At 31.7% G+C, this 16,483-nt stretch carries 20 protein-coding genes; 6 read left to right on the top strand and 14 right to left on the bottom strand.

Annotated features, from left to right (window positions below; all coding sequences use genetic code 11):
- From secD to ACY3JM_RS08490, 12 genes are read right to left on the bottom strand one after another with little or no spacing between them, the layout of a single operon-like run.
- Positions 1–1,200 carry a protein translocase subunit SecD gene (gene secD, locus ACY3JM_RS08435; protein WP_463083448.1) on the bottom strand — a complete coding sequence of 400 codons (1,200 nt, stop codon included), beginning with the start codon at positions 1,198–1,200 and terminating at the stop codon, positions 1–3.
- 24 nt (positions 1,201–1,224) lie between these two features.
- On the bottom strand, positions 1,225–1,503 hold the full coding sequence (gene yajC / locus ACY3JM_RS08440) for a preprotein translocase subunit YajC (protein ID WP_463083447.1): 279 nt from the start codon (positions 1,501–1,503) through the stop codon (positions 1,225–1,227).
- Positions 1,479–2,648, bottom strand: a complete 1,170-nt coding sequence (gene tgt / locus ACY3JM_RS08445; RefSeq protein WP_463111271.1) for a tRNA guanosine(34) transglycosylase Tgt — start codon at positions 2,646–2,648, stop codon at positions 1,479–1,481. The genes yajC and tgt overlap by 25 nt, the downstream gene beginning before the upstream one ends.
- Positions 2,649–2,659: 11 nt before the next feature.
- The gene (gene queA, locus ACY3JM_RS08450) at positions 2,660–3,679 is read right to left on the bottom strand and encodes a tRNA preQ1(34) S-adenosylmethionine ribosyltransferase-isomerase QueA (protein WP_463083445.1); all 1,020 of its coding nucleotides are present in this window, start codon (positions 3,677–3,679) and stop codon (positions 2,660–2,662) included.
- A complete protein-coding gene (locus ACY3JM_RS08455) occupies positions 3,670–4,740 on the bottom strand; it encodes a SpoIID/LytB domain-containing protein (protein WP_463111272.1) in 1,071 nt (356 codons plus the stop codon). The genes queA and ACY3JM_RS08455 overlap by 10 nt, the downstream gene beginning before the upstream one ends.
- Before the next feature lie 30 nt (positions 4,741–4,770).
- The gene (locus tag ACY3JM_RS08460; RefSeq protein WP_463083443.1) at positions 4,771–4,992 is read right to left on the bottom strand and encodes a DUF2905 domain-containing protein; all 222 of its coding nucleotides are present in this window, start codon (positions 4,990–4,992) and stop codon (positions 4,771–4,773) included.
- A gap of 2 nt (positions 4,993–4,994) precedes the next feature.
- Entirely contained in the window at positions 4,995–5,861 is an 867-nt protein-coding gene (locus ACY3JM_RS08465) for a diacylglycerol/lipid kinase family protein (RefSeq protein ID WP_463111273.1), read from the bottom strand.
- The gene (locus ACY3JM_RS08470; protein ID WP_463111274.1) at positions 5,858–6,406 is read right to left on the bottom strand and encodes an epoxyqueuosine reductase QueH; all 549 of its coding nucleotides are present in this window, start codon (positions 6,404–6,406) and stop codon (positions 5,858–5,860) included. Before ACY3JM_RS08470 ends, ACY3JM_RS08465 begins: the two co-directional genes overlap by 4 nt.
- Positions 6,396–7,394: a Holliday junction branch migration DNA helicase RuvB gene (gene ruvB, locus ACY3JM_RS08475; RefSeq protein WP_463083440.1), complete on the bottom strand. Its 999-nt coding sequence runs from the start codon at positions 7,392–7,394 to the stop codon at positions 6,396–6,398. Before ruvB ends, ACY3JM_RS08470 begins: the two co-directional genes overlap by 11 nt.
- Positions 7,395–7,396: 2 nt before the next feature.
- Entirely contained in the window at positions 7,397–7,972 is a 576-nt protein-coding gene (ruvA, locus tag ACY3JM_RS08480) for a Holliday junction branch migration protein RuvA (RefSeq protein ID WP_463111275.1), read from the bottom strand.
- The gene (gene ruvC, locus ACY3JM_RS08485) at positions 7,973–8,452 is read right to left on the bottom strand and encodes a crossover junction endodeoxyribonuclease RuvC (protein ID WP_463111276.1); all 480 of its coding nucleotides are present in this window, start codon (positions 8,450–8,452) and stop codon (positions 7,973–7,975) included.
- Positions 8,453–9,202, bottom strand: coding sequence for a YebC/PmpR family DNA-binding transcriptional regulator (locus tag ACY3JM_RS08490; protein WP_463091592.1), 750 nt, complete (start codon positions 9,200–9,202; stop codon positions 8,453–8,455).
- A 109-nt stretch (positions 9,203–9,311) separates the two neighbouring features.
- On the opposite strand from ACY3JM_RS08490, the gene ACY3JM_RS08495 reads away from it, so the two are divergent.
- Positions 9,312–10,025 carry an HAD-IIB family hydrolase gene (locus ACY3JM_RS08495; RefSeq protein ID WP_463091593.1) on the top strand — a complete coding sequence of 238 codons (714 nt, stop codon included), beginning with the start codon at positions 9,312–9,314 and terminating at the stop codon, positions 10,023–10,025.
- On the opposite strand, the gene ACY3JM_RS08500 is transcribed toward ACY3JM_RS08495, so the two are convergent.
- The gene (locus ACY3JM_RS08500) at positions 10,006–11,547 is read right to left on the bottom strand and encodes an NAD(P)H-hydrate dehydratase (protein ID WP_463111277.1); all 1,542 of its coding nucleotides are present in this window, start codon (positions 11,545–11,547) and stop codon (positions 10,006–10,008) included. The genes ACY3JM_RS08495 and ACY3JM_RS08500 overlap by 20 nt on opposite strands.
- Before the next feature lie 3 nt (positions 11,548–11,550).
- Positions 11,551–11,889, bottom strand: coding sequence for a NusG domain II-containing protein (locus tag ACY3JM_RS08505; RefSeq protein ID WP_463083434.1), 339 nt, complete (start codon positions 11,887–11,889; stop codon positions 11,551–11,553).
- Between the two features lie 81 nt (positions 11,890–11,970).
- Here ACY3JM_RS08505 and ACY3JM_RS08510 point away from each other — a divergent pair, with 81 nt between their 5' ends.
- From ACY3JM_RS08510 to ACY3JM_RS08530, 5 genes are all read left to right on the top strand, one after another.
- Positions 11,971–12,594, top strand: coding sequence for a SagB/ThcOx family dehydrogenase (locus tag ACY3JM_RS08510; protein WP_463083433.1), 624 nt, complete (start codon positions 11,971–11,973; stop codon positions 12,592–12,594).
- Between the two features lie 72 nt (positions 12,595–12,666).
- Positions 12,667–13,698, top strand: a complete 1,032-nt coding sequence (locus tag ACY3JM_RS08515) for an SIS domain-containing protein (protein ID WP_463111278.1) — start codon at positions 12,667–12,669, stop codon at positions 13,696–13,698.
- 2 nt (positions 13,699–13,700) lie between these two features.
- Complete coding sequence (locus tag ACY3JM_RS08520) at positions 13,701–14,165, top strand: divergent PAP2 family protein (RefSeq protein WP_463083431.1); 465 nt, start codon at positions 13,701–13,703, stop codon at positions 14,163–14,165.
- The gene (locus ACY3JM_RS08525; protein ID WP_463083430.1) at positions 14,162–15,367 is read left to right on the top strand and encodes a glycosyltransferase family 4 protein; all 1,206 of its coding nucleotides are present in this window, start codon (positions 14,162–14,164) and stop codon (positions 15,365–15,367) included. The genes ACY3JM_RS08520 and ACY3JM_RS08525 overlap by 4 nt, the downstream gene beginning before the upstream one ends.
- 2 nt (positions 15,368–15,369) lie before the next feature.
- Complete coding sequence (locus ACY3JM_RS08530) at positions 15,370–16,482, top strand: DNA double-strand break repair nuclease NurA (protein WP_463111279.1); 1,113 nt, start codon at positions 15,370–15,372, stop codon at positions 16,480–16,482.
- The last annotated feature ends 1 nt before the right edge of the window (position 16,483 follow it).

Here is a 16,483-nt window from a genome sequence, read left to right on the forward strand (position 1 = left end):
CTAAAATCCAAGTAACTTTGATGCTTTTTTAAATATAGGAAGCGATAACAAATTCTCAAGAAGAGTTCTTGTCACTACAATAGATGTAAACATACTAAGAGCCACACCTAATGACAATGTTACTGCAAATCCTCTTATAGGTCCTGTCCCAAAATAGAAAAGTATTAATGCTGCAAGGATAGTGGTAACATTACTATCAATAATAGCCCTTAAGGCATTCCTAAAGCCAGAATCTAAAGCTGCTATAGGAGTTTTACCCTTTGCATATTCTTCTCTCATTCTTGCAAAAATTAAACAATTAGCATCTACAGCCATACCTATAGAGAGAATAATACCTGCAATACCTGGTAAAGTTAAAGTGGCATTTAAAAGCTTAAGAGCAGCAAGATCTAATACTATATAGACTAAAAGAGCAATATCTGCTACAAGTCCCATCATTCTAAAAACAAGAATCATAAACAAGATAACAAGGATTCCACCTATAATTCCATTCCTATAAGCAGACTCCATAGTATCCTTTCCTAAGGTTGGATCGATAGTTCTATTTTCAATAACCTTTACAGGTACAGGTAAAGCTCCAGCCCTAAGAAGTATTGCAAGTTTTTGTGCCTCATCAAAAGTAAATCTTCCTGTTATCACTCCCACTCCTTCAGTTATAGGCTCTTTTATTACAGGATTGGATATTACCTTACCATCAAGTACAATAAAAACCTGCTTTCCTACATTTTTAGCAGTAAAATCTGCGAATATCTTAGCACCCTCAGGGTTCATCTCTACCCTGACCATAGGTTGTCCAACTTGATCAAATTCCACTTTTGCACTCTTTAACGCAGAACCAGTCAGTATAGTATTTCCTTTTTCATCTTTGAATTCAAGTAAAGCAGTCTGACCAATAATTTCCAGTGCTCTTTCTGGATCTTTTATACCAGGAAGCTCTACTACAATCTTATCTGTACCCTCTTTATAGATAGAAGGTTCTGTAACTCCTAATTGATCTATACGATTTCTAATGACCTCGATAGTTCTTCTCACAGCATCATCTGTAATCTCAACTCCTTCTGCCTTTTGACATTGTAATGTAACCCTAATACCGCCCCTAATATCTAATCCAAATCTAAATGGAAAAGTAAGGAGAATCCAGATGGCTACACCCAAAAGAAGTACAATAAAAGCTGTTTTATATTCTGTCCTTATATTCATTATTTCATATCTCCCCTTTCTCTGCTAATCTTTTAAAGGATAAGCAACTCCATCAAGCAGCATCTCAAAAACTATACCTTTTGCAAAAGAAACTTGTATTGTCCTTTTCTGTTTGTTTATAGCTACTATCTGCCCTATCAATCCCCCTTTTGTTACTATTTTATCCCCTACTTTTAGAGAATTTAACATTTCTTCTCTCTTTTTAGCTTCTTTTTTTTGGGGAATTACAAGGATAAAGTAAAAAATAGCTAAGAAAACTCCCCAAACAACTATTAAACCTAATAAATTAACAGCTTGTTCCATATATCCTCCTTCTCCAATCTATTTTCTTTATCAGAGATCAAATACTTATAAAGAAATTCTCTTTTGAACTCACCAAACCTCCCTTCCTGTATACTTTTTCTTATTTCTTCCATAAGTCTAAATAGAAATCTTAAATTATGAATTGTGAGAAGTCTATAAGAAAGGGTCTCATGCTGTAAAAATAAATGTCTTATATAAGCCTTGGTAAATTTTTTACATGAATAACAATCACAATCTTCCTCCAAAGGTGTAAAATCCTCTTTATATTTTGCATTTTTAACATTTTTTCTTCCCTCTTTTGTATAAAAAACACCATGTCTTGCAAGCCTCGTAGGTAAAACACAATCAAACATATCTACTCCCATGGAAACTCCAATTATCAAATCCTCTGGAGCCCCAACTCCCATAAGGTATCTTGGTTTATCTTTGGGAAGTAAATCTAAGGTATACCCCATTATCTCATACATGGCTTCCTTAGGCTCACCTACACTTATACCCCCGATAGCTATACCTTTTAAATCAAATTCTAAAAGCTTTTCAACAGCCTCTTTTCTAAGTTCTTTGTAAAAACCACCTTGTACAATACCAAAAAGAATCTGATTAGAATTCCCTATCTTTTCTTTATAGTCTATAGTTCTTTTTAGCCAGGAAATAGTAGTTTTTAATGCATCTTTAGTTTCCCAGTATGAAGCACCATATCCTAAACATATATCAAGAGGCATTATAATATCTGAACCTAAAGCTTCCTGTATATCCATAACAAGTTCTGGAGTAAAAAAATATTGAGTACCATCAATATGAGAATTAAAGTAAACACCTTCTTCGTCTATTTTCCTTAATCTGGCAAGGCTAAAAACTTGATAACCCCCACTATCAGTTAATATTGGCCTATCCCATCCCATAAAAACATGAAGCCCCCCAGCTTTTTCTATCAATTCGTGACCAGGTCTCAAAAACAAATGATAAGTATTAGAAAGAATTATTTCAGCTCCTAACTCTTTTACTTCTTCTGGAGTAACAGTTTTTATAGCACCTTGCGTACCAACAGGCATAAAAACAGGAGTATTAATCTCTCCATGGTAGGTTCTTAATTTTCCTAATCTTGCTTTTGTTATGTTATCATCTAATATTTTCTCAAAAATCATATTTATATCTCCTAATATATAAACATGGCATCCCCAAAACTATAAAATCTTAATCTTTCATCTATAGCTTTCTGATATGCCTTTTTCATAAGATCATACCCCATAAATGCTGCAACAAGCATAAGAAGAGTAGATTTTGGAAGATGAAAATTGGTTATAAGGCCCTCAAGAATTCTAAATTCAAAACCAGGATATATAAACAAGGAAACCAAACCCTTTCCAGATTCTACTCTCCCAGATCTTCCTTGAGCTTCAAGAACCCTCGTTACTGTAGTACCAACAGCGATAACTCTTCTTCCTTCTTCCTTTGCTTTGTTTATCCTATAGGCTACATCCTCTGATAACTCAAAATATTCAGGTTCTAATTTATGTTGGGTAATATCTTCAACCACTACGGGTTTAAAGGTACCAAGCCCTACATGAAGAGTGACATATAATATCTCTACTCCCATGTTTTTCAAATTTTCCAAAAGTTCAGGTGTAAAATGTAATCCAGCTGTTGGAGCAGCAACAGCACCCTCTTTTTCAGCATAAACAGTCTGATAACGATTTGGATCTTTTATTGGCTTTTTAATGTATGGAGGTAAAGGTACTTCTCCGATCTCTGGAAGAATGCTTTCTATATTATCCTGTGAAAAGCGTAAAACAAAGATTCCTTCCATATTTCTTTCAATTACCTCAGCATAAATATCCTTTTCAAAAAATATCTTTGAACCAATTTTGGCTCTTTTTCCAGGCTTTATTAATGCCTCATATTCCTTATCAGCTGTTTTCTTTAAAAGGAGTATTTCAATCTTAGCACCAGTTTCCTTTTTTCCATATATCCTTGCAGGAACGACTTTTGTATTATTAAGTACTAATACATCTCCTTTTTTTAAAAAATTCTTTATATCTCTAAAAATATGGATAGAGATATCTCCTGTACTCCTATCTACCACCATAAGTTTAGAAGAATCCCTTGGTTCAGCCGGCTCTTGAGCAATAAGTTCTTCAGGAAGATAATAATCATAATCTGACAATTTCAATACCATTTAACAACATCCACTCCTTGATAATAGTATTTTAAAATCTCTCTATAATTATAACCTTTTTCTGCCAAAAATTTTGCGCCTTTCTGAGAAAGACCTACCCCATGTCCATTCCCTCTACCCACAATTAAGATTTGACCGCAACTATTCAAGGAAAAATTAAATAAAGTACTTGGTAGATTAAATAAATATCTAAAAGTCGTACCTTTAACATAATATACTCCGTAGTCATCCTTAAAAATTATATTATATACTCTATTTGATGGCGTTTTCTCTACTTCTATAGAAAATTCATTACTCAAAGAAATTCCTAAAGATCTTATTTTGACCAAAAGATCTCCTAAAGTTACCTCTCTTGTCCATGCGTCTAATAAAAGTTCATCCACGTCTTTAACACTTTGCAAATATGGTAAATCTTGTCCCCAAACATATTTACAAGCTTCGGTACAACCACCTGAAGATGAATGGAAAAAAGCTTTTATAGGAGTACCATTATATACAATTACCTCTCCCTTGGTGTCCATTACTGCTTTTGTAGATTTCTCATTCTCTTTTTTCATCCCTTTATAGACTTGACAATGAGTAGTATTGCAAAGATCAAATTCTCCATGTCTACCTATATTAGCTAAAGCATAAGTTCGTGAAGCAACTGCTTGTGCTTTTAAAGCTTCCAAGGGATAGTAAGCAGGCATCTCTGATGGTACTACTGACAACAAATAATCTTCCGTATTTATCACATTTATTAACCATCCACTTTTTGATATCTCCATATATCCACGATAAAAATCGTTATTATAATTTAAATAATACCCATCCGGGTAGATTTTAATTGGCAAAGTAGCTGTAAGTATACCATTTTCTGCTTCTATAATAGCACTACCATCCTTAACTATAATCTTTATAATCCCCTTACCTTCAACCTTAATGTTAAGATAATCTGTAATAATCTCACCTATATTTGAGAAGAAAACCTCACCATCAATCTTTTCAATACCAATTCTTAAAGTTGGAACCTCTTGAGAATAGGATAAACTAAAAAGGGATAAAGAAAAAAGAATAAACAATAGTAAAAGTATCCTCATTTTAACATAACTTTACTTTTTGAGTCTCAATATGATATTTATGATTATGGTAAGGAAAAGACTCAAAAGAATAGAGGTAGTCAATGGAAAATAAAAAACAAAATTCTTCCTCTCTATTCTAATATCTCCAGGAAGTTTACCTAATAAAGGAATTTTATCTACAAAGAGAAAAACTAATCCTAAAATTATAAGTAAAATTCCCAAAAAAATAAGTACTTTACCCATAAAGTCCACAGTTACATACCCCCTATAATCTTTTGAAATTTATGCATTGTTTTAAAGGTAATCTCGTTTCTTGTTATAAGCTCACCATCATAACTAATTATAAGTTCACTATCTGATTTTATTGTTACTTCTTTACTCCTATAAAATTTTACATGAGGATTAATGGTATGTTTTCCTATATATACAAGAGGAAAAGTAGCAATCAACTCCGCAGTATGAATCTTTTGAGCAATAGCTATATCAAGAAAACCATCATCCACCTTAGAATTAGGAAGTAATTTCATACCACCACCATAATACATCGTATTTCCCAAAGCCACCAACGTAATTCTACCTTTCCAAGTTATAGAGTCAAAAAAAATCTCGCACTCTGGATATTTGAACCCCTTTAATGTGGTAAAAACAGAAATAACATACCCTTTAAATCCTGTCAAATTCAGCTTATTCGAATTATAATTTACATCTCCTACAAAACCAGTTCCTACTATACCCACAAAATATCTTCCATCTAATACTCCAATATCCACTTCTCTTATATTCTGGGATTTTAAAAGTTTTATAGATTTTTCTATATTTCTTGGGATACCATAGGATATAGCTATATCATTACCTCTTCCAAGAGGGATTATTCCTAAAATTCCTCTACCCTTAAGCCCATTAACCACCTCATTTATAGTACCATCACCCCCAGCTGCAACTACCACATCTACTCCTTTATCCAATGCCTTCTCCACCTGTTCAAAAGTTTTTTTACCACCAATAGTATATTCTATTGAATAATCTAATCCCTCTCTATCTAAAATATCTATAAGTCTTGGATATATTTTTTCAGCCTTTCCTCTATTAGAAGTAGGATTAAACAAAATATGATATTTCATTTTTTTCCTTCCCTCCAATATCTGTCTTTTTCACTATATATACATCCGCAATATTTCTGTCTATAAAGACCATACTCCTTAGAAAGCTTGACTCCCTCACTATATCCCACTCTAAAATCTTTATAATAAAATTCTAAACCAAATTCCTTTGCTAAAAGATAGCCTATATCTTTTATTAAATCATGTTTTTGATAAGGGCTTACCAATAAAGTGGTAGAAAAGAGCTTATATCCAAGTTCTTTTGCTTTTTGGGCTGTCCTTTTAAGCCTCATGTAATAACAAACAGGGCATCTATTATCTTCTCTATAAACTACTTGTCTTATAAATTCCTCTAAAGCGTAATCATCCTCATACACTACTTGTAAATTCTGACTTTCTGCAAAGGATCTAAGAGTAGAAAGTCTGAGAGAATATTCGGTATAAGGATGAATATTGGGATTATACCAAAAACCAGTAATTTCATAACCTTCCTCTCTAAGAACTTTCAAAGGATAAGTAAGACAAGGAGCACAACATATATGAAGAAATATTCTTTTATCCTCCATCAGAGCACCTCATTAAATGAGAAAGTCCAAGGGGAGTTATTATTCTTCCTCTTGGTGTCCTTTGAATAAAACCTATTCTTAAAAGATATGGCTCATAAACTACCTCAATAGTTTCAGGAGACTCATTAAGAACAGCAGCTAAGGTTTTTATACCTACAGGTCCACCAGAAAACTTATCTCTAAGGGTAAAAAGGATCTTTCTATCTAAATCATCTAAACCCTTATCATCTATCCCCATAAGGTCAAGAATTTTTTTCACTTCTTCTTTATCTATAATTCCCATTTCCTCCACTTCTATATAATCTCTTATTCTTTTTAAAAGACGATTTGCAATTCTTGGTACTCCTCTTGATCTTTTAGCAACCTCATGTACGCCTTCCTCAGAAAGCTCTATACCAAGTAATTTTTGAGACCTCTTAATAATTTCTACCATCTCATCATGAGAATAATAATCAAGAGAGGCAATAAAACCAAAGCGATCCCTCAAAGGATTACTAAGAAGCGCAGGTCTTGTAGTAGCACCTACTAAGGTAAAAGGAGGAAGCTTAAAATTAAGTACTCTTGCTCCAGGTCCCTTGCCAGCAATAAAACTTATACTTCTATCTTCCATGGCAGAATACAATATCTCTTCCAAAGATGAAGATAATCTATGGATTTCATCTATAAAAACAATTCCATTTTCTGGAGCATTTGTCAAAAGAGCTACAAGATCCCCTATTTTTTGTAAAGAAGGAGCCGAAATAGCTTTTATTGAAACCTTTTGCTCTTCTGCTAAAATAAAAGCAAGAGTAGTTTTACCAACACCAGGAGGACCTACAAATAGTATATGATCTATAGGTTCTTTTCTTTTTTTAGCACCGTTTATTATCAAACTAAGTCTTTCTTTTATCTTTTTTTGTCCAATAAACTCAGAAAGATTTTTAGGTCTTAAAATATTATCTAAGAGAGGTTCCCTCTGAGTTAAAGAAGAGGCTGGAATCTTTCTCATTTTCATAATTCCTTAGATAATCTTTGTAGAGCAAATTTAATAATCTCTTCTATATTCTCAAAATCTTTAAATTTTTTTCTAATCTCTTTCATAACCTCATTAACCTCTTCTTTATTATAACCTAAGTTATATAAAGCTTTCCTTATAGTACTTTCCTCCTTTTTCTCCTTGGGCAATAACCCATTCTTTTCCAAGAATATTTTTTGAGCCACTTTTTTGCCAATTCCCGGAACTCTTAGTAGAGAATTTATATCTTCATTTTCTAAGATTTCATTAAATTCCTCTGGAGAGAAATAATTTACAATCCTTAATGCTATTTTCTCCCCTACCCCTTTTATACGTTTAAGATCTTCAAAAAGATCTCTTTTATTCTCATCCAAAAAACCAAAGATCTTAATCTCTTCCTTATCGATACTTTCAGAGATATAAATCTTTACTTTTTGACCTATATTATTACCCAAAAGGATCAGGTCCTTTTCTCCCAAAATAATCCTAAAACTAAAAAAATCCAAACTCACTACCACAAAATTATCATATATCTTATCTAATTTCCCTTCTATTGAATGAAAAAATGACAATTAAATATTCTCCCCTCTGCTATAAATATATGCTAATGCAATAGCTAAAGCATCAGCAGTATCATCTGGTTTAGGAATATCTTTCAAATTTAAGACTTCTTTGACCATATATTGGATTTGGCTTTTGGATGCCCTTCCATATCCAACTATTGATAATTTAACCTCTAAAGGACTAAACATAAATATCTCTTTTTGGTGTTGGTAAACAGCAAGCAAAATTATACCTTGGGATTGCCCAATACTTATAGCAGTTTTTACATTTTTATTAAAAAATATATTCTCCATCACAACAATGTCAGGATCATAACTCTCTAATAGAGCTGAGATTTGATCATATAAATAATTTAATCTCCTTCCTAAACTCCAATTAGAAGGAGTTATTAGAGCCCCATAATCTATAACATTAATATAGTCTTCTTCCTTATTTAAAATGCCAAAACCAGTTATAGCTGTTCCAGGATCAAGTCCTAAAACTTTCATCTAAGATAGAGCTTGTAAGATCTCGTCAGGTATATCAAAATTAGCATAAGTCTTTTGTACATCATCATGATCCTCAAGCTCTTCCATAAGCTTAAGAAGTTTTTCTGCATCTGGACCTTCTACTGGAACTAAATTCTTCGGAACTTTTGTTACTTCAGCTTGAGTTATTACATATCCTTTTTCTTGTAATTTAGCTTTAACTTCAGAAAAGTTTTGGGGGTCTGTTATTATTTCAACACTATCACTACTTATTTGAACATCTTCTGCGCCAGCTTCTAAAGCATCACTAATTAATTGATCCTCATCCTTAACACATTCCTTATCAATAAAAATGCTACCTTTATCTTCAAATATCCATGCCACACATCCTGCCTCTCCTAAACTTCCACCGTGTTTCGTAAATATTCTTCTTATTTCCGAAGCAGTTCTATTTTTATTGTCTGTAACTACTTCTACCATTATAGCTACACCGCCTGGTCCATATCCTTCATAGGTAACCTCTTCATATGTTACACCAGGAATCTCTCCTGTACCTCTCTTTATAGCCCTTTCAATATTCTCCTTTGGCATATTAGCTTCTCTTGCTCTCTCAATTGCAGCTCTTAAACGGGGGTTAGTTTCTGGATTTCCTCCGCCTTGTTTAGCTGCAATAATAATCTCCTTACTTAAAGCTGAAAAAAGTTTTCCTTTTTTAGCATCTGCTGCAGCTTTTCTGTGTTTAATATTTGCCCACTTAGAATGTCCTGACATAATCTTCGCCTCCTTAGTTTAAAGACTTGAATATTAGTGTTTTCAATGGCATTCTACAATATTTTATAAAGTTTGACAAGAATCATAATTTTCGATAAACTTTCATACCATGGATATAAAATTGATATTAACAGATATAGAAGGATGTATAACCAAAGATAAAGGATATCCCTTAGACTTAGATGGGCTAAAATGGATTAGAGACCATCTTAAACTTCTTCCTCCTATATCTTTAAACACAGGAAGATCAAAACCATATATAGAAGCAATGCTTCAAGCAATAGGCCAATTTGAGGATTCTATAGGAGAAAATGGATGCATTATATATCTAATTGATAAAGATGATATAATTTTGCATCCCAAAATAAAAGAAGAATTTTTAAGACAGAGAGAAGAACTCAAAAAATTTTTAAAAGAGAAATTAAAAGGCTATGGACATATAGAGCCAGGTAAAGAAGTTTGTGTATCCATATTTCCAGAAAAAGATATTCCTGTACCAGAATTAGCAAAAATGTCTCAAGAATTAATCGAAACAAATTTTCCAAACTTTCAATTAGTTTATTCCTCTGTTGCAGTAGATATTACTCCTAAAGGAATAGATAAAGGAGCAGGAATGGATCTCCTTTTGGAAATAAAAGGATTAGACTATGATGAGGTATTAGGTATAGGAGATAGTTTAGGAGATCTCCCCTTTTTAAGTAAATTAAAATATAAAGCAACACCATATAATGGACATCCACAATTAAAAGAAATAGCAAATTATGTGGCAAAAGAAGAAGATATTTTAGGTCTAATAGAGATTTTTAAATACTTTTTCCTTTAAAGATTTCCATAAAAATATCTGGAAGAAAATCTATAATATCTGACGAAATCATACCGTAATTTCCTCTATTTCTCTTCCAAAAATTAACAGAAAATCCATGAATATAGTTCCCTAAAATACATGCATTATTCTCACTAAGGCCTTGGGCTAAAAGACTTGCTAAAATACCAGTAAGAACATCACCAGATCCTGCAGTAGCAAGTAAAGAATCTGCAAAAGGATTTACATAAATTTGTCCTTCTTTGGTAAAGGTTAAAGAATAAGGACCTTTAAGTATTAAGTTTATTTTGTGTTTTCTTACAAAGTCTTCACCAATCAAGAATCTATTTTTCTGTATATAACCAACGGGAAGATTTAAAATTTTTGACATCTCTCCATAATGAGGTGTAATAATTATCTTTTTTCCTTTTATCTCTTCCAAAATATCCTTGATATATACTAAAGCATCAGCATCTACCACTATAGGAATATCTACTTTCGTAATAAGTCCTTTAACAAAAAGACTAGTGTCTGAATATAATCCGATACCAGGTCCTAAACCTATAGCATCAATTTCATAGCTATTTATAAACTCAATAATATAATCTAAATTTTCCGAAGAAATATAACCATCAATTTCTTTAAGAGGAATATATATTATTTCGGGATATAAAGCCCTGTAAATCATATGAATACTTTCTGGTACAGAAAGATAGACCATACCTGCCCCACTTCTTAAAGCGGATAAAGCAGAAAGAATCGGTGCTCCTGTATATTTCAAAGATCCCCCAATAATTAATACTTTTCCTTTTTTTCCTTTATAAACCATCTTAGTATGAACAGGAATTAACTTTTGTACCATATTTTCATCCACAAGCTCCATATTACTTTTTACTATAGAATCCAAAAACATATCCCCAAAGTTAAGTCTACCTACTACTAAATTTCCAATATACTCTATAGCAGGATATTCAAAAAATCCCTTTTTAGGATAAAACATAGTTAAAGTATATGAGGACTTTATAGCAGAACCCCTAATTTCACCAGTATCAGAGTCAATTCCAGAAGGGACATCTATAGAAATTACAAATTTTTTTAATTCATTTATATATTCGAAAATATTTTTAAGATTATCTTCGATATCTCTTTTTAACCCAATTCCAAATATTCCATCTACAATAATATCAAACAAGCTTAGATCTTTATAATTAGCCTTTAAATCTAATATAAGAACATCATTTATAAGACTCAGTTGAATTTTTAAAAGATCTGATATTTTTTTATCCCAAAAATAAGAAAACACGTATACATTTTTCACACCATAATTTAGAAGGTGCCTAACTAAAGCAACACCATCTCCCCCATTATTCCCAGGACCACAAAGAATAGCCATATTCTTGCTTTTTAAATCTGGGATATTATCTTTTAAGAAATTAAAAAGAAAGATCGAGGCATTCTCCATCAACATAAGAGTTGGAATCTTATATTGCTCTTCTAAAATTTTCTCCAAATTTCTTATATCTTCAGAATTTACAATTTTCATATTCTACCTCTCAAGAGTTATTATAACTCTATTAGGTAAGCAAACAATGCTTTCTCCCGTTTTATTTATAAATCCTTGTTTTATGCATATTTTATCAGGGCAAGGGGATGAGATCATATGTACTCCTTTTCCTTCTATATATTCAAAAATACTATCTCCTAAGGGGCCTTTTACTTTATATTTATCACCACTTTTAAGTTTTGTTAGGGGTATTCTTAATACTTCTCTATTTTCTACTTGTATAACTAAAAATTTGGTTTCGCCTTTCGGTAGAAATAAATATATAATACTTATAATAGAAGAAATTAAAAGAATAAAAATTAACAAATTTGCTTTTTTCATATTCATCATAAAAATTATACCACATCATCATATCACAAAGAGCACTTCAGAAATTTTATTTCTTTGATATAATTTATAATCATGGTAAAGCTAAATAATTTTCAGAATAAAAATATCAAGCTACCAACACCTATTTGTAAAGGTCATTTATCCATAGAAGAAGCATTACTTTTAAGAAGGTCGGTAAGAACATATAAAGAGAACCCCATTAATTTACAAGATTTATCTCAAATATTATGGTCTGCCCAAGGAATAACAGAAAAGAATTACAAATTTAGGACATGTCCTTCTGCAGGTGCTACTTTTCCATTAGAAATATATGTCTTTGCTTATAAAGTTCATGATTTAGATATAGGAATTTACAAGTATATTCCTGAGAGCCATGAATTAAATCTCCATTTAAAAGGTGATAAGAGAGAAGATCTTTTTATCGCATGTTTAAGACAAGAATGGATTAGGAGAGCCCCAGTTATTATCATAATATCAGCTAATTACTATAAAACCACTGCAAGATATGGGGAAAGAGGAATAAGATATGTATTTATGGAAGCAGGACATTGTGCCCAAAATATTTATTTACAATGTGTATCTCTGAACTTGGGAACTGTAGCAGTAGGAGCCTTTAATGATGAAGATGTAAAAAGAATAATACATCTTCCTAAAAATGAGTTTCCTCTATATTTACTGCCTATTGGAAAGATTTAGTAAACATAGTTGATAAAATAAGCTAAGATGTGTTAGACTTATCCAAAAAGAGTATTAGGAGGGTGAATAATAATGAATAAATTTATGATTAAAGAGATTAGAGAAAGTTTTCAAATTATTAAGGGATACAAGGAAAGGGTAGAAGAATTTAAAAATATATCCGACGAACTCAAGAAGTATAATTTTAATCATGTGGTCTTCGTAGCAAGAGGTTCATCTGATAACGCTGCTATATGGGGAAAATATTATATAGAGTCTCATATAGGAATACCTGTTTCATTATGTGCCCCTTCCCTCTTCACCATCTACAAAAGACCCCCAAACCTAAAAAATTCCTTAGTTATAGCCATATCTCAATCGGGAGAAAGTGATGATATATGTGAAGTAATAAGAACCGCTAATGAACAAGGTACATTAACTATTGGAATAACAAATAATCCAGAAGGCAAATTAGCAAAACTTGCCAAAATCAATATATTTACCAATGCTGGACAAGAAAAAAGTGTGGCAGCCACAAAAACATATCTATCTCAACTTGTTTCTCTGTATTTTCTTATAAATTCTATAAAGGGTAGAATTTATATGGATGAATTTGATAAAATATTAAAGGCTATGGATACAATTTTGGGTATGGAAGAGAAAATAAAAGAAGAGGTAAAACCCTTTAAATATATGGAACATTGCGCTGTGTTAGGAAGAGGTTTTAACCTTTCCACAGCATTAGAAACAGCATTAAAATTCAAGGAGACTTCCTATATTATAGCCCAACCATATTCTTCCGCTGATTTTATGCACGGCCCCTTAGCTCTCGCCACTGAAGGTTTTCCTGTATTCTTCTTTGCCCCAAAGGGGGAGAGCTTAAACCATTCCTTAGAAATACTATCTATATTAAAAGAAAAGGGTACCGACATATATTTATTCAGTAACGAACCTAATCTTCATAAAGATTACCAAGGCTTCTTTATTGACTGTGATATTCCTGAAGATGTGTCTCCTATATTGTTAATATATCCAGCTCAATTCTTTGCTTATTATTTAGCTGAATTAAAAGGTAGAGATCCGGATAATCCAAGAAATATAAGAAAGGTGACCATAACACGGTAGATATGATAAAAATAGTTATTGATCTAATTAACAATCCAATTTTCATTATTCCTTTCCTCGTAGTAATAATTACTCAAGGGCTGAAGGGTATTATAAAAATTATTCAAGAAAAAAAGTTTTTATGGATAGCCTTCTTTGAGTGGGGAGGAATGCCAAGTTCTCACTCAGCCCTTGTTGTATCTTTATCATTAATAATAGGTATAAAGGAAGGTTTTAATTCTACCATTTTTATATTATCTATGTTCTTAGCTGGAATAGTAATTGCAGATGCAATCGGAGTAAGACTTGCTACAGAAGAGCAAGCAAAAGTAATAAATAAGATAATTCAAAGGGAGTTAAAAGATCCAGAATTAAAAGAGATAAATCTGAAAGAATCTATTGGACATACCCCTATAGAAGCTATAGTCGGAGGAATAATTGGTTTAATCTTAGGACATCTTCTATATTACGGGATATTTCATAGATGAAAATAGGATTCTTTAGTGATACCTATAAACCTCAAAAGAACGGTGTAGCTACCGCCCTATTTTTTCAGAAGAAAACCTTAGAAGAAGAAGGTCATGAAGTACATCTATTTATTCCTTATATACCTAAAATCTTACCAGAAAAACATGTCTATCAGCTTTTTTCTATTACTTTTCCATTTCAAAAAGAACATAGAATAGCAACTCCTTTTTCTGCAAATTATGATCTATATCTTAACAATCTTAAATTGGATGTAATTCATACCCATACTCCTTTTTCCTTAGGAATTTTTGGAGCTTATGAAGCTAAAAAAAGAAAAATCCCCCTTATACATACCTACCACACCTTGCTTACTGAATACGCCTACTACATATGGGATCATTTTCCAGATATGGTCAAAAAACATATAATAACTGAGGAAAGAGCAAAAGATATAGCAATATGGATTAGTAGATCTTATTGCAACCTCTGTGATACTGTAATCGCCCCTTCCACAAAGATTAAAAAACTACTTATTGATTTTGGAGTTAAGAAACCTATAGAAATAATTCCTAATGGTTTAGATTTGAGGAATTTTCATCCCATTGATAAAAAAGTAGCAAGAGATAGATTACATCTTCCTACTGATGCATATATTTTACTATTTGTGGGAAGGTTAGGAAAAGAAAAGAACATAGAATTTTTATTGAAAGTTATGAATAAATTAAAAAATTATCCCAAAATCTACCTTCTCATTGTAGGAGATAACCCTGACAAGAGAGTAATAAATAATCTAAAAGAAGAAGCTAAAAACCTTAATATTGAAGATAGGGTAATATTTACTGGCTATCTTGATTACGATAAAGTAATAGAGGCCTACTATTCTTCAGATATATTTGTCTTCTCGTCTTTGTCCGAGACCCAAGGTTTAGTAGTGTTAGAAGCTCTTACAGCTGGGCTTCCTGTAATTGCTTTAGAAGATGAGGCTATTGCAGATTTTGTAAAAGATGAAACAAATGGTTTTCTAATACCCTTCAAAACTTCTAACATAGAGGAAAGTATTATCTTATTTTCAAATAAAGTTATAGAATTATTAGAAAACTATAACTTATATAAAAAATTATCAGAAAATGCCATAAGTAGTGCCCAAAATTTCAGTGTTCAAAAGATTAATAAAAAACTCCTTGACTTGTATAACAACCTTATCAAAGAATATAATATTTAAAAATGCCTGAATTTATTTCTCTTTTTATAGAAGAGTTAAACAGAAAAAAAGAAAAAATAAATAATCTTTTTTTCAAAAAAGATATAAAAGATAGGTCTTTTTTTGTAAACTTTGTAGAAACTCTATGGCATAAAATACCAGAAAATTTACAAAGTAATGGTCATAAAATCTTTGCTATTGATGCCTCACAAAGAACCCTATCCTTTTCTCTTGGTCCGTATCTTCTTTTAACTCAAGGTTTAGCTATAGGTACTGAAGGTTATGAGAAAGCTACCATCTCATTAGATCCAATACCCGCATCAATTTCTGAAAATCAATTGGCATGGATACGGGATTTAATAATGCAAAAAATAGAAACTGAACTTGCCCTTAAAATTATAGAAGAAATTAAACCCCCCTTCATCTTATTTATTGATGGCTCTATCATCTCACGACTTTCATATCTATTAAGATATATAAATCTTATAGAGGAAGAGCCTTACAAAGACTTGGCTCTTAATGTTTTAAATACCACCATAGAACTCATTCTAAAATCCAAAAATAAAAATATAGAATTAATATCTATATCAAAATCAAGTAGAAACACCTTTTTCTTTCAAATTTTATCAATAGACCATCCTGAATTAAAAGAAGAACTTCCCTACACCCCTATTGACGCAGAATTTTTAAATATCCTTTCCTGGGAGCCAGGATATAGTACTCCCCTACTAATAGGAGCAGAAATGGGACTTGGTCATAATCAAATAGAGCTCATAGAGAAAGATCCTAATCTTCAAACCTTGCTAAAAGATATACCAGCTTTTATTACTTTCTATGTAAGACTCATTCCAAGAGACCAAATTTTAAGAATTGATATACCAAACTACTTAATAGAGGATTCAACCACACTTTTAGAAGTAAACTTTCATTGGGAAAAAGATGTAAATATAGATAATATCCTTGCTATACTTAGAGAAAATTGTATAAACTCTCAAATATATCAAACTCCTTTGTATTTAGTAGATAACATTGTCAGAATTAAAAAAACCCCCGATTTAGAAAGGTATATAATGATTCTTAAAAAAGAATTTCCTGACATCTTAGAATTAGATACATCTCAAAGGAGGTTTTTCTAAA

It is taken from the genome of Dictyoglomus sp. SSW, assembly GCF_055181335.1.

Bases quoted from the DNA above. Each gene is read 5' to 3' on its own strand.
- secD (WP_463083448.1), bottom strand. From the start codon at position 1,200: ATGAATATAAGGACAGAATATAAAACAGCTTTTATTGTACTTCTTTTG.
- yajC (WP_463083447.1), bottom strand. From the start codon at position 1,503: ATGGAACAAGCTGTTAATTTATTAGGTTTAATAGTTGTTTGGGGAGTT.
- tgt (WP_463111271.1), bottom strand. From the start codon at position 2,648: ATGATTTTTGAGAAAATATTAGATGATAACATAACAAAAGCAAGATTA.
- queA (WP_463083445.1), bottom strand. From the start codon at position 3,679: ATGGTATTGAAATTGTCAGATTATGATTATTATCTTCCTGAAGAACTT.
- ACY3JM_RS08465 (WP_463111273.1), bottom strand. From the start codon at position 5,861: ATGAAATATCATATTTTGTTTAATCCTACTTCTAATAGAGGAAAGGCT.
- ACY3JM_RS08470 (WP_463111274.1), bottom strand. From the start codon at position 6,406: ATGGAGGATAAAAGAATATTTCTTCATATATGTTGTGCTCCTTGTCTT.
- ruvB (WP_463083440.1), bottom strand. From the start codon at position 7,394: ATGAGAAAGATTCCAGCCTCTTCTTTAACTCAGAGGGAACCTCTCTTA.
- ruvC (WP_463111276.1), bottom strand. From the start codon at position 8,452: ATGAAAGTTTTAGGACTTGATCCTGGAACAGCTATAACTGGTTTTGGC.
- ACY3JM_RS08490 (WP_463091592.1), bottom strand. From the start codon at position 9,202: ATGTCAGGACATTCTAAGTGGGCAAATATTAAACACAGAAAAGCTGCA.
- ACY3JM_RS08495 (WP_463091593.1), top strand. From the start codon at position 9,312: ATGGATATAAAATTGATATTAACAGATATAGAAGGATGTATAACCAAA.
- ACY3JM_RS08500 (WP_463111277.1), bottom strand. From the start codon at position 11,547: ATGAAAATTGTAAATTCTGAAGATATAAGAAATTTGGAGAAAATTTTA.
- ACY3JM_RS08505 (WP_463083434.1), bottom strand. From the start codon at position 11,889: ATGAAAAAAGCAAATTTGTTAATTTTTATTCTTTTAATTTCTTCTATT.
- ACY3JM_RS08510 (WP_463083433.1), top strand. From the start codon at position 11,971: ATGGTAAAGCTAAATAATTTTCAGAATAAAAATATCAAGCTACCAACA.
- ACY3JM_RS08515 (WP_463111278.1), top strand. From the start codon at position 12,667: ATGAATAAATTTATGATTAAAGAGATTAGAGAAAGTTTTCAAATTATT.
- ACY3JM_RS08520 (WP_463083431.1), top strand. From the start codon at position 13,701: ATGATAAAAATAGTTATTGATCTAATTAACAATCCAATTTTCATTATT.
- ACY3JM_RS08525 (WP_463083430.1), top strand. From the start codon at position 14,162: ATGAAAATAGGATTCTTTAGTGATACCTATAAACCTCAAAAGAACGGT.
- ACY3JM_RS08530 (WP_463111279.1), top strand. From the start codon at position 15,370: ATGCCTGAATTTATTTCTCTTTTTATAGAAGAGTTAAACAGAAAAAAA.